This is a genomic window from Crocinitomicaceae bacterium, assembly GCA_016708105.1.
In the GTDB taxonomy this organism is placed as follows: Bacteria; Bacteroidota; Bacteroidia; order Flavobacteriales_D; family Crocinitomicaceae; genus JADJGJ01.
Window position 1 is genome coordinate 967,481 of the sequence record JADJGJ010000002.1, and the last position, 12,803, is coordinate 980,283.

10 protein-coding genes are annotated in these 12,803 nt (G+C 37.0%); 4 read left to right on the forward strand and 6 right to left on the reverse strand.

What is annotated here, in order from left to right:
- Positions 1-157 precede the first annotated feature (157 nt).
- Complete coding sequence (gene clpB, locus IPH66_15285) at positions 158-2,764, forward strand: ATP-dependent chaperone ClpB (GenBank protein ID MBK7130709.1); 2,607 nt, start codon at positions 158-160, stop codon at positions 2,762-2,764.
- A gap of 36 nt (positions 2,765-2,800) precedes the next feature.
- Here clpB and IPH66_15290 read toward each other — a convergent pair whose 3' ends face one another.
- The 4 genes from IPH66_15290 to gldF all read right to left on the reverse strand — a co-directional run bounded on the left by IPH66_15290 (position 2,801) and on the right by gldF (position 7,753).
- The gene (locus tag IPH66_15290; GenBank protein ID MBK7130710.1) at positions 2,801-3,937 is read right to left on the reverse strand and encodes a cysteine desulfurase; all 1,137 of its coding nucleotides are present in this window, start codon (positions 3,935-3,937) and stop codon (positions 2,801-2,803) included.
- Positions 3,938-4,036: 99 nt separating this feature from the next.
- Positions 4,037-5,086, reverse strand: a complete 1,050-nt coding sequence (locus IPH66_15295; protein MBK7130711.1) for a hypothetical protein — start codon at positions 5,084-5,086, stop codon at positions 4,037-4,039.
- Positions 5,087-5,257: 171 nt separating this feature from the next.
- Positions 5,258-7,018, reverse strand: a complete 1,761-nt coding sequence (gene gldG / locus IPH66_15300) for a gliding motility-associated ABC transporter substrate-binding protein GldG (GenBank protein MBK7130712.1) — start codon at positions 7,016-7,018, stop codon at positions 5,258-5,260.
- A 3-nt stretch (positions 7,019-7,021) separates the two neighbouring features.
- Positions 7,022-7,753, reverse strand: coding sequence for a gliding motility-associated ABC transporter permease subunit GldF (gene gldF / locus IPH66_15305; protein MBK7130713.1), 732 nt, complete (start codon positions 7,751-7,753; stop codon positions 7,022-7,024).
- Between the two features lie 189 nt (positions 7,754-7,942).
- On the opposite strand from gldF, the gene IPH66_15310 reads away from it, so the two are divergent.
- The 3 genes from IPH66_15310 (at position 7,943) to IPH66_15320 (ending at position 11,750) form a co-directional block, all read left to right on the forward strand.
- Positions 7,943-8,452: a DUF4293 domain-containing protein gene (locus IPH66_15310; GenBank protein ID MBK7130714.1), complete on the forward strand. Its 510-nt coding sequence runs from the start codon at positions 7,943-7,945 to the stop codon at positions 8,450-8,452.
- A 12-nt stretch (positions 8,453-8,464) separates the two neighbouring features.
- Complete coding sequence (locus tag IPH66_15315; protein MBK7130715.1) at positions 8,465-10,324, forward strand: ABC-F family ATP-binding cassette domain-containing protein; 1,860 nt, start codon at positions 8,465-8,467, stop codon at positions 10,322-10,324.
- A gap of 265 nt (positions 10,325-10,589) precedes the next feature.
- Positions 10,590-11,750 (forward strand): ATP-binding protein, encoded by a 1,161-nt coding sequence (locus IPH66_15320; GenBank protein MBK7130716.1) that lies wholly within the window; start codon positions 10,590-10,592, stop codon positions 11,748-11,750.
- A gap of 54 nt (positions 11,751-11,804) precedes the next feature.
- Here the strand turns inward: IPH66_15320 and IPH66_15325 are convergent, their stop codons facing one another.
- Both IPH66_15325 and IPH66_15330 read right to left on the reverse strand, forming a co-directional pair.
- Complete coding sequence (locus IPH66_15325; GenBank protein ID MBK7130717.1) at positions 11,805-12,275, reverse strand: hypothetical protein; 471 nt, start codon at positions 12,273-12,275, stop codon at positions 11,805-11,807.
- On the reverse strand, positions 12,250-12,798 hold the full coding sequence (locus IPH66_15330) for a hypothetical protein (GenBank protein MBK7130718.1): 549 nt from the start codon (positions 12,796-12,798) through the stop codon (positions 12,250-12,252). The genes IPH66_15325 and IPH66_15330 overlap by 26 nt, the downstream gene beginning before the upstream one ends.
- Positions 12,799-12,803 lie beyond the last annotated feature (5 nt).

Here is a 12,803-nt window from a genome sequence, read left to right on the forward strand (position 1 = left end):
TTACAGAATAATTGTCATTAAAACCGCTAGATTACAGTCAAATTTTCAGGAAAAGAGATTGAAAAATGGATTGGAATTTTTATTGCTGGATGAGATTTCAAACTTGCATAGTTGATTTGTACGCAATGTCACTTAATGCAGAATAAAAAGTGAGTTTATGAATTTTGAAAAACTGACAACCAAATCACAAGAGGCTTTGCACAAGGCACAATTGATTGCTGAGGGTAACGGACAGCAAGTGATAGAACCTGCTCATTTACTCAAGGGAATGATGGAGGTGGATAACAGCGTGATTCCGTTTTTACTAAGAGAATGTGCAGTGAATGAAAAAATATTTCAGCAGACAGTAGACAGCATTGTGGTAAGTTACCCAAAGGTGAGTGGCGGACAATTGCACTTAAGTGGTGCGGCTAACACCTTGTTGGCAAATGCCTTTAAACAGATGGATACTTATAAGGATGAGTATTTATCTATTGAGTTATTGTTTCTGGCAATGAAAGATTTGAATGACCAGCTGGGAAAATTTTTAAAAGATTCAGGTATTACAAAAGAGAAAATTAAACAGGCCATTATGAAATTACGCAATGGAAATACGGTGAACTCAAAAAGTTCAGAAGATACATACCAAGCATTGGCTAAGTATGCTAAAGATTTGAATGGTTTGGCTAAGGCAGGTAAACTTGACCCGGTGATTGGGAGAGATGAAGAGATAAGAAGGGTATTACAAATATTAACGCGCAGAACAAAAAACAACCCGATATTAATTGGTGAACCTGGTGTGGGTAAAACCGCCATTGCTGAAGGAATTGCGCACCGAATTGTAAATGGTGATGTGCCTGAAAATTTGAAATCACGCAAGGTTTTTTCATTAGACATGGGAGCGCTTGTAGCAGGGGCAAAATACAAAGGCGAATTTGAAGAGCGCCTTAAATCTGTTGTGAAAGAGGTGATAGATTCAGATGGTGAGATTTTATTATTTATTGATGAAATACATACCTTGATTGGTGCGGGTGGCGGTGAAGGCGCCATGGACGCAGCCAATATTTTGAAACCTGCACTTGCCCGGGGAGAATTGCGCGCCGTGGGTGCCACCACACTGAATGAGTATCAGAAATATTTTGAAAAAGATAAAGCCTTGGTGCGCAGATTTCAAACTGTATTGATTGACGAACCAACTGCTGATGATGCCATATCGATACTACGCGGAATTAAAGATAAATATGAAGCACATCACAAAGTACTCATTAAAGATGCTGCAATTATTTCTGCTGTAGAACTTTCACAGAGGTACATTACCGACCGGTTTTTACCTGATAAAGCAATTGACCTGATTGATGAGGCTGCTTCAAAACTGCGCATGGAAATGAACTCAAAACCTGAAGAGTTGGATGAAATTGACCGACGTATTATGCAACTTGAAATAGAACGCGAAGCAATAAAGCGCGAGAAGGATCAGAAAAAATTAGAACAGTTGCAGCATGAACTTTCAGAGTTAAATGAAAAACGCACTGCCCTAATGGCTAAATGGCAAGCAGAAAAAGATGTGGTTGAAAATGTGCAGCGCACCAGTGAAGAAATTGAACAATTAAAACTGAAAGCTGAACAAGCTGAGCGTGATGGTGATTACGGAAAAGTGGCAGAAATAAGATATGGATTGATAAAAAATAAGGAAGAAGCTTTACTTAATTTTAAGAAAGAATTAGCCGATATGCAAGCTGATTCAAAGATGATTAAAGAAGAGGTAGACGCGGAAGAAATTGCCACTGTTGTTTCTAAATGGACAGGCATTCCGGTTTCAAAAATGATTGAGAGTGAACGCTCAAAATTGCTTAAGCTGGAAGAAGAATTAGGCAAACGAGTTGTTGGGCAGGAAGATGCTATCACCGCCATTTCAGATGCGGTGCGCCGCAGCAGGGCAGGTTTGCAGGATATGAAGAAGCCTATTGGTTCATTTATATTTTTAGGAACTACCGGTGTAGGTAAAACTGAATTAGCAAAGGCATTAGCTGAATATTTGTTCAATGATGAAAATGCAATGACGCGGATTGATATGAGTGAATACCAGGAAAAGCATTCAGTTAGCAGGTTAGTGGGAGCGCCTCCGGGGTATGTGGGATATGATGAAGGCGGACAATTGACCGAGGCTGTGAGAAGAAGACCGTATAGTATTGTACTGCTTGATGAAATAGAAAAGGCGCACCCTGATGTTTTCAATATTTTATTGCAGGTGTTGGATGATGGAAGACTAACTGATAATAAGGGCAGAACCGTGAATTTTAAAAACACGATTGTGATAATGACATCAAATTTAGGCGCTCATATTATTCAGGAAAATTATGACAAACTCACGGATAAAAACAAAGATAAAATTGTTGAACAAACCAAAGAAGAGGTATTTGATTTGCTCAAAAAATCAATTCGCCCTGAATTTTTAAACCGAATTGATGAAACAATCATGTTTCAGCCACTGAGCAGAAAAGATGTGTTGCAAATAGTGAAGATACAATTTGGTATGCTGGCAAAACGACTCAAAGAAACAGATGTTGAAATTGAGGCAACCGATGAAGCATTGGAGTGGCTTGCATTGGAAGGATATGATCCGCAATTTGGTGCAAGACCGGTAAAACGAGTGATGCAACGTGATTTGCTGAATCAATTATCAAAATCAATACTTGCCGGAACGGTGCATGCGGGCAGTAAAATTTTGCTTGACCTCAAAGATGGGAAACTCAGCTTTGAAAATTTGAAGGTACTTAAGGTGTAATGATTTTTTTTTGAAATGATTTTGCAGACAAACAAATCAAGAGAGTGATTTAGTGTGTAACACCTTCTCAATTTTTTCAAGTGCGAAATCAATTTCAGCTTTGGTGGTATAACGGCTGAATGAAAAGCGAGCATTAGGTTTTCTTGTTTCAGCTTTTATACCTTCAAGTACATGTGAACCTGTGCTGGCACCTGAGGTACAAGCGCTGCCGCCTGAGCATGCAACACCTTCAAGATCTAACAAAAACAAGAACATGGCTTTGTGTTCAAAATCAGGAAACTTCACATTGAGTACGGTATACAAACTTTTGCGAGGATCAATTTCACCATGAAAACCAACACCGGGAATTCGTTTCTGCAATTCATCAATCATGTATGACTTTAAACCTTGCACGTATTGCTGATGCTCTTCAATATTTTCATTAGCTAGTTCGAGTGCTTTTGCCAGGCCTGCGATGCCTGTAAGATTTTCAGTTCCGCCGCGCAAACCGCGCTCTTGTGAACCGCCGTGAATAGCCGGGGTGAATTTTAAATTTTTATTCACGTACAAAAATCCAATTCCTTTTGGGCCGTGAAATTTATGTGCGGCGCAGGTTACGAAATGAATTTCAGGATCATGAATATTCACCGCATAGTGTCCCATTGTTTGCACGGTGTCTGAATGAAAATAGGCATTGTAAGTTTTGCAAAGATTTCCAACTTTTCTCACGTCAAGCAGGGTACCAATTTCATTGTTGGCGTGCATCAGAGAAACAAGTGTTTTTTCATTGCTTGCTTTGAGCAATTCTTCCAAATGATCAATGTCAACGCGTCCGGTTGGAGTGAGATTAACGTAGACTACCTTTGCTTTACTTTGTGCTGTGACGGTATGTCCTACTGCGTGATGTTCAATTGCAGATGTTATAATACGGGTTACACCCAAATCATCTATGGCAGCATGAATAGCCAGATTATCTGCCTCAGTGCCGCCGGATGTAAAAATGATTTCTTTTGATTCAGCATTAATTAAACGAGCAACTCTTCTGCGTGCATGCTCAATGATGGCTTTTGACTCTCGCCCAAATGAATGTTGTGATGAAGGATTTCCAAAATTATCTTTCATTACGTTGGTCATCACCTCAATTACTTCAGGTGCCATGGGTGTTGTTGCTGCATTGTCAAGATAAGCGCGCATAGAGTTTTGAGAATTCTTGGACAAATGTAAATAATTACCAGAAACAAGCCATGCTTATTAGCCCATTGCCTGCAACATGGGATTCCAAGAATGAGCGTATTAGAATTGGTACGCCGGGGTATTTTTATCAAAGTATCGGATATCGCGCAGCAATTTATCAAAAACGTGATATTGACCTACAACCAGTCTGCCGTCAGGTAAAACAACCCAAAGTCTGTCTTGATCATATTGAAGTAATTTTCCGTCATATCCATAACGCTCAACAACAAATCTTTTTTTGTAAAGCGCTATTTTCTTTGACTCATCTTTTTTATTGGTCACCTCAATGGTAAAGTACGGTACAGCAAGTTTGAGTGAATCTACCTGTTTAGCATTGAGCAATGAGTTGTGTGATTCATAGTGCACTTTTTTATAATAGAGAATATAAGAACGCACTCTGGTAGTATCAAAATTTGCAATACTTTTCTGATTATTGAAGAGAGAAAAATTATTTTCATCGTTAGCCACAATTTTAAAATTGAGATGGCTTGAATCAGGTTGCTTTACATCAATTGATTTGACATCTAACGGATCATAATTGAAAATTCCTGAGCATTCCATTTCATTTGGGTTAGTAATGAAACGAGATTGTAAACTGCCATGTTCATTAGGCATGTGCATGATAAATGGCTCAGGTGATTTGCCTTTTTCAGGATCTTTCAGCAACATGTAAGTGCCATAATGATCAGGTGATGGATTACCAATGTACCAGGTTTTTACAAGCTCTCCCTGAACAAAGATTTCTAATTTTTTATGGTGTGTAGTGAGATTTTTATTTACGGTTTCAATGGCATCCTTTGGTACTAGTCCCTTTACGGTGACGTGTCTAATTGTTTCAAGCATGGTGTTGACCAGATGTTGTTGAACGCAGATATCCTTATCAGTGGTCCATCCGTTGGCGGTGCGGATTAAGGTCACACCAGGATTTCCTTCCGTATCATTCAAAATCAGTTTATCAATAGCCGCTGTATCTTTCACCGCAAAATCTGAAAGCGCCTCATCTGCAAGTTTTGAGTTATCTTGACCTTTGTTTAACCACCAGGCAATTAGTGCTAGCCCTGCCAACAGAACCAGAATAGATATTGTTCTAAATTTTTTTGATCGCATCATGTTAACTAAGTTGAATGATTTTGCCTGAGTTTCTTTTCAAATGTATGCAATAAAATATCTGAGAATAAAAGACAGACACTTCAATCATGCACAAATATACAAAACAGTGAGTTGGAGAACTTATGAAGAATCAGCAATTTTTTACCAGTCTTTCAGAAGCCGGAGTTTATATCAGAAACCGGTAGCAAATCTTTTTTTGCGAATTAAAAATTGACCTGCGCCAACCAATGAGATGAGCATGAGCGGCAGCAAGATGTTGAGCATTCTCCAAAATTCTTTTTCTTCAATAATGCGCGCGGTATCAAGCATTCGCAATGTGATCGTTTTAGTGCGCACATCTATTAGTGAGAAATCATCCAACATATAATCAACTGAATTGAGTACAAATTCTTTATTACCGTAAATGTATTTTGGGGTGCCATTTTGATTCATTACTCCATACACATCTGTTTTTAGAGGGATAGGATAATATCGCATTTGCCCGTCTTTAAGCATAGAGTCAACTTCATTGCGAATAATATCACCATCAGCAACCACAAGCATTTTTGTTGAGTCAGATCTGAATCTTGTTTGATAGTCGGCTGAATTGACAAATGCATCAGGCAATCTGTTTTCAAAGGCCGACGGAAAAATTCCTTCAAGTAAAACAGCAACCGGAAAATCACCTTGTGTACCGTCATTAAATTTAGGTTCAACGTCAATAATTGAATAGTTTACACGCGCACGTGCTTTAAAAATGCGGGAGTTATAACTTGATTTGAGTAGTACGGTTTTCTTGATAGATTTTTCTTGCTCATTTACTATATCAATAGAACTGGCATATTCTGACTTAATTGGATCAATGTTTTTTGTGATTGGATGATTTTCACGTTCAAGATTTGGATAAAAATACCAGTCTACAATTCCCGTAGGATGACCAGGCACATAGAGCGGGCCACATGTTTTATCAATGATGAGATCAGTGTTTAATCTCACTCCGTATTTGTAAATCATATCTTTTTCTATGTTTAGATTGGAGGCAACACCATAAGTTTCTCCGGTGAAATAGAGAGAATCACGATCAACATAAACCGGATCAACAAACCATAGAACTTTGCCACCTCTCATAATAAACTGATCAATAACAAACTTGTCTCGTTCATTGAAGCGCTCGGTGGGAGATGCCACAATTAGTGCGTCAATTTCATCCAGTGCGTTGATTTGTCCGTTAATGGTAACATCTTTTACCTCATAATATCTCATCAAACCATCTCTGATATCAGCAGTTTGAACAGGCATCAGTTCACCTTGTCCTTGCAAAAATGCTATCCTTTTTTTCTCCTCATCAGTTACTCGTCTGATAGCTGAAATTAAAAGATACTCCAGATTATTTATTGAAACATCTGCCAGATTGCGAATGTCATCATTGTGCAGAATTACCCGTTTTTTGAAAAATTGTACATGATCAATGGTTAAGCCTTTGTATTCAATAATGGCTCCCGGCCAAACGGTTTTGATTTCAGTTTTTCCTGATTCAATGATTTCCATGTCACAGGGAATAATACCGCGCCCTTTGTCATAGATTGATTCCTGCACCTGTAGATTAAAATCTTCATCTTCATCTCCGTTTGGATCAATGAATTCATATTGAATGTTTTCACCGGCATAAACAATGAATTCATCTAATTTTTCTTGCACTGCATTTCTAATGCGCATCATATCTGCCGGCAGGTCACCTTCAAGATAAATTTTGAACAAGATACGATCCTGCAATCTTTTTTCATTCTGCAATAGAGCAATGGTGTTAGGAGAAAGTGTGTGACGCTTATCTTCAGTAAAATCAAATCTTCCAAAAAAGAATGAGCAGATATAGTTCAATAGAATAATTACTCCAATCAAAGCAGCAAAGTTGATGAGGTCAGATTTTGAACTATTTTTTTTCTTTACAAACATATATTACCACTTACGAGACTGCAGAATGAGTTTTGTTGTGAGAATAAAAATTGCGATGAAACTGATAAAATAAATTAAGTCGCGGGTGTCAAGTACTCCCTTTTGACACGCGGTGTAATGCTCCATCATTCCAAGATTTCTGAACAATAAATCAAGCCCGCCAAACTGACTGTAAACGGCCAGCAAATCAAGTCCCAGAAAAAGAAACCAGGACAAGAACATGGCTAAGATGAATGAAACAATTTGACTATTGGTAACTGAGCTGGCAAAAATTCCAACCGCAACCAAACAAGCACCAATTAACATTAATCCAAAATAAGAGGTGATAGTTGCCCCATCATCAACAATGCCCACAGGGTCACCTAACTGATGCACCGTGAAGTAATATACAAATGTTGGAATGATAGAAATGAAAACCAGGGTAACGCCTGCCAAATATTTGGTAAGAATTATGGTGAGGTCTGAGATAGGCTTGGTGAATAGCAGTTCAATTGTGCCTGTGCGTTTTTCTTCAGAAAATGAACGCATAGTTATTGCCGGAATCAAAATGATAAAAATGATTGGGCTGATACCAAAAAACGGGCGCAGGTCAGCAGTGCCCCCATCTAAAATATTTGTTTCATAAGAGAATACCCAAAGGAACAAACTATTCAGTACCAAAAAAATGGTAATGAAAATGTAGCCAATGATAGACCCTAAAAAACTACGAAGCTCTTTTATATACAATGCTTTCATGTAGAAATGGAAGAACTTATTTACTCTTTATAACCTGTCAAAGTTAATGCAAACTGACATAGGCTACCGGTATGATTTCTCAAAATTTATTAATAATTCAATGTGTCTAAATATAAATGCAACAGGTATTTTGGTTACAGGCACCATACATTGCTATATTTGCAAGGATTAAACTTATTTATATAACCGATGATACAAAGAATTCAATCAGTTTATTTTTTAATTGCCTTGATTTGTGTTTTGCTCATGCTCTGGTTTCCATTGTTTTCAATTGAAATTAGCACTGTGATTGGCACTGAAAAAATTACAAGTACAACTAGTCTAGGGCCAAACGGACTTGTGGGTGATTTACTTGGAACTACGCGCGCTGTGCCGCTCTATTTGATATACGTTTTACTGGCACTGCTGATCATTGTTTGTTTCATGATGTACAAAAAACGCAAAAGACAAATTCTGCTGACACGTCTCACGCTGGTTTTACATATTCTGGTTGTATTGGGTATTTATGCTTTTTATTTTTTTGGAAAACCGGTGCTTTTATCAGCGGCAGCTGTTGAGAATACGGATGATTTGATCGTTCAATTTTCAACCAAACCCGGTTTCTTTATATTGGTAGCCGCAATTCCTTTTCTATTATTGGCTTTACGTGGCATTAAACATGATGAACAATTGGTGAAATCACTTGACCGGTTGCGCTAATTAAATTTTGAAATGAATTATTTATCGGTTGAAAATCTTACCAAATCATTTGGTGTACGTGTACTTTTTAAAGACATAACATTTGGGTTGAACAGAGGTGATAAAGTTGCCTTTGTTGCAAAAAATGGTAGCGGAAAATCTACTTTACTAAAAATACTTTGCGGTATTGAGGGAGCGGATAGTGGGAATATTGTTTTCAGGAATGATATTCGTGTGGATTATCTTCAACAGGCTGAGAATTTTAATCCGGATAAAACTATTTTAGAAGAGATATTGTCTGCAGATACCCGCGAATCAAAAGCTATTAAAGCATATCAAAAGGCGCTTGAGAATCCTGAAAATGGAGATGAATTAGAGAGAGCAGGTGAACTAATGAATTCAGCTAATGCCTGGGATTATGATGTGAAAATTGACATGACTTTGTCTCAATTAAAAATTGATGATAAGAGTCAAAAAATAGGCACCATGTCAGGTGGTCAGAAAAAGCGTCTTGCACTTGCAAAAATTCTGATTAATGAACCTGATATTATGATTCTTGATGAGCCCACCAATCATCTTGACTTAGATATGATTGAATGGCTTGAGGCTGAATTGTCAAAGTCTAAGTCAACCATTATCATGGTTACGCATGATCGTTATTTTTTGGAGGTGATTTGTAATACAATTTTTGAGATGAATGATCAAACTTTGTATCGTTACAACGGAAACTTTTCATACTATCTTGAGAAAAAAGCTGAGCGAGAAGATATTTTGCAGGCCACTATCAGCAAGGCAAAAAACCTCATGCGCACTGAGCTTGACTGGATACGTCGTCAGCCTAAAGCGAGAGGTACAAAACAAAAAGCACGCGTTGACGCTTTTGATGATTTGAAAGAAGTAGCTTCTCAAAAAATAAAAAAAGATCAATTGGATTTGGATGTCCAGATGAGTCGGCTTGGGTCAAAAATTGTAGAATTTCATCACGTAGGAAAACGATTTGGCGAAAAAATAATATTACGTGATTTTTCTTATGTATTTAAACGAGGTGAGAAGATTGGAATTGTTGGAAATAATGGAACAGGTAAATCAACTTTTCTTAATTTAATTGCAGGCGCAGAAATACCTGATTCAGGTAAAATAAATGTTGGTGAAACCGTTGTACTGGGTTATTATCACCAAGATGGAATGAAGTTTAAAGATGATCAACGTGTGATTGAAATTATCAAAGAGATTGCTGAATTTATACCCTTGTCTAAAGGGCGTACACTTTCAGCAGCTCAGTTTCTTGAGAAATTTTTATTCCCGCGTGATATGCATTATAATTTGGTTGAGAAACTGAGCGGAGGTGAAAAGAAGAGACTTTATTTGATGACCATTCTGATGAAGAATCCGAATTTCCTCATTCTGGATGAGCCAACGAATGACCTGGATATTTTTGTGCTGAGTGTTTTAGAAGATTATCTGAGTGAGTTTGATGGATGTTTGCTTGTAGTATCACATGATCGTTATTTCATGGATAAGATGGCTGAGCATACATTTTATTTTTCCGGCAATGGTGAAATAAAAGATATACTTGGAAATTATACCGTATATAGATCCTATTTGAAAGAGCAATCGTCAACCCAAAAAGTGGTAGAGAAAAAAGAAGAGCAGGATCCTCGTGAAGCAAGTCCAAAACGAAAACTAAGCTATAAGGAAAAGTCAGAGTTAGAGAGTCTTGAAAAAGAAATGGAAAAATTGCAACATGAGAAAGCTTCTATCACTGAACTCCTAAGTGATCCTAATGTTGAAGGCAATGAAATTACACGTGTATCTATCCGTTTGGCAGAAATTGAATCAAGACTTGAAATAATAGAAATGCGTTGGCTTGAGCTGTCTGAGTTGGATAGTTAGCTATCTTGAACTATTAAGTTTCAAAATTATAGGTTATTATGCGATTTATTGATAAGTATAGATGATTTCTATTGAAGGAATTAACGTAAATATATTGAATGTAATGAAGGAATTAACGTAATTATATTGAATGTAATGAAGGAATTAACGTTAAATAATATGATTAATTGAAGAGAATGGTGTATTTTAGTACACATAGTTAGTCTAAAATTAGCTAATCTTGTATTGTGTTTTTTTTAAATAAGTCAATAAAAATTCCCGAGTGATGAAGGAAAAATATCTTACACGATCAGTTTTTTCAGAAATTAACCGAAAATTTAAGTCGCAAAAAGTGTTGATTCTGCTAGGGCCAAGAAGGGTGGGTAAAACTGCGATACTCAAAGAATACGCGGCATCCTTGGATAAAAAAAAATACCTCTTCTATAATGGAGAAGATATAAGAACCCATGAATTACTGGCAGAACGAAGCATTCGTAACTACCGACGTGTAATTGGAAATCACAAGCTGTTGGTAATTGATGAAGCACAGAAAATTCCTGACATTGGTGCTAAGCTTAAATTGATGGTAGACACCATTCAAGATCTGAGAATTCTTGTCACCGGTTCTTCAATGCTTGATTTAACCAATCGATTGGGTGAACCACTTTTAGGCAGAAGTTATACTCTTCGATTATTTCCGCTGGCACAAATGGAATTCAGTAAATATGAAAAATATGCGGATACCCGAGACAAATTAGAAGAACGACTCATTTTTGGATCATATCCTGAACTTGAACATATTGAAGACTGGGATGAAAAGGCAGAATATCTTGATGAGCTGGTTGGATCGAATTTGCTGAAAGACATTCTTGAATTTGAAGGCATACGTAAATCAGGAAAAATATTAGACTTACTGAGACTGATAGCTTTTCAAACGGGCAAAGAAGTCAGTGTTGATGAGCTAGCTAATAATTTGAAAGGTATTAGCAGAAATACTGTTGAGAATTATCTTGATTTGCTTAGTCGGGTGTTTGTGATTTATAAAGTTGGCGGATTCAGTAGAAATCTGAGAAAAGAAGTTGTTAAATCAAACCGATGGTACTTCGTTGATAATGGTGTTCGTAATGCCATACTTAAAAATTTCAACCCGTTGCGTTATCGTCCTGATGTTGGAGAGTTGTGGGAAAATTACATTATGTCTGAACGTATAAAGTACAATTCATATACCCGCAAATCTGTCCATTTTTTTTTCTGGAGAACTTATGACCAGCAAGAAATTGATCTCATAGAAGAGTCCAGTGGAAAATTATCTGCCTGGGAATTTAAATGGAATTCTGGTAAAAAAAATCAGAAGGCACCTGCGGGATGGAGTAGGACTTATCCTGAGGCAAAATATAAAGTGATCACTCCGGACAATTATCTTGATTTTATTCAACCAACAAAATGATTTAAATTGCCTTGTAAATCACTTAGTCAATGTTGTACTTAATGATCAACAGATTTACATATAATGTCCGTAATAATTAGGATCGTCCCATAGTTTTTTCTGTTCTTCATCGTAATGATCTGCCTGTTTTTTATCTTGTTCCGCAAGATCAAATTGACCTGTTAGTCTATATAGTTTCTCACGCAAACGCAGACCAAAAGTTGACATTTGCTGTGGATTGAGATCAAGACCTTTTAATAGATTGACAGCTTCTGAATATCGTTGTAAATAACAAAGTGAATCTGCAATATCAACTTTAGAACGCACATCCGGATTTTGCTTTGTGTAGGCTAAAATGTCTTGTATACGTTCAGCATGCATGTCCAATCTGAAATAGCATCGTGAACGTTCTTCCAGTGCAAGTTTAAAATCAGGATTAATTGAAATAACCGCTGAAAATAATTCTACGGCTCTTTTAATATTAAATGTCGGACTATCATTGTAGGTGCATTCTTGCGCCTCATGATATATTTTTTCCAGATCCATTTTTATAAATTTTGTAGAGTTTATTTAATTCTTGTTTTCCTCTGTGCACTATTCCCGGAGAAACTTTTTCCTCAACTAAAATTTCAATCAATGGAATTGCTTCAACCGATAATTCAGGATACTTTTCACAAATTTTTCTGAGTGCTGTCATGGAAAATGCTTTAACTGCAATGCTTTCATCGGCATCTTTTAAGTATCCCAGCGCTTGCTCAAAAAATATTCCTTCTGATTCTTCAGGAACATTTTCAAACTGAAAGGTGCGTATGATAATTCGCTTAACAGCGTCTATTGGTTTTTTTGAAAGATGTTGAATCATTTGCGTGAGATAGGGGCGCACCATTTCCGGGTTTTCATCGTAGACAAGCGCCATGATTTGTGCAGATAATTGTGCAATTCTTTTTTCGTTTGAAAAGAACCACTGCATCAAGTCGTGCATCTTGTTTTTGTCTGAACCAATGAACCTTGCCGTTTTTTGCCAATTCAATTTTGAATTTTCATGCAATATCATTTCACGCAAATTCATATATT

Excerpts from the sequence above, each read along its gene's own strand:
- clpB (MBK7130709.1), top strand. The coding sequence starts at position 158 with ATGAATTTTGAAAAACTGACAACCAAATCACAAGAGGCTTTGCACAAG.
- IPH66_15290 (MBK7130710.1), bottom strand. The coding sequence starts at position 3,937 with ATGCGCGCTTATCTTGACAATGCAGCAACAACACCCATGGCACCTGAA.
- IPH66_15295 (MBK7130711.1), bottom strand. The coding sequence starts at position 5,086 with ATGATGCGATCAAAAAAATTTAGAACAATATCTATTCTGGTTCTGTTG.
- gldG (MBK7130712.1), bottom strand. The coding sequence starts at position 7,018 with ATGTTTGTAAAGAAAAAAAATAGTTCAAAATCTGACCTCATCAACTTT.
- gldF (MBK7130713.1), bottom strand. The coding sequence starts at position 7,753 with ATGAAAGCATTGTATATAAAAGAGCTTCGTAGTTTTTTAGGGTCTATC.
- IPH66_15310 (MBK7130714.1), top strand. The coding sequence starts at position 7,943 with ATGATACAAAGAATTCAATCAGTTTATTTTTTAATTGCCTTGATTTGT.
- IPH66_15315 (MBK7130715.1), top strand. The coding sequence starts at position 8,465 with ATGAATTATTTATCGGTTGAAAATCTTACCAAATCATTTGGTGTACGT.
- IPH66_15320 (MBK7130716.1), top strand. The coding sequence starts at position 10,590 with ATGAAGGAAAAATATCTTACACGATCAGTTTTTTCAGAAATTAACCGA.
- IPH66_15325 (MBK7130717.1), bottom strand. The coding sequence starts at position 12,275 with ATGGATCTGGAAAAAATATATCATGAGGCGCAAGAATGCACCTACAAT.
- IPH66_15330 (MBK7130718.1), bottom strand. The coding sequence starts at position 12,798 with ATGAATTTGCGTGAAATGATATTGCATGAAAATTCAAAATTGAATTGG.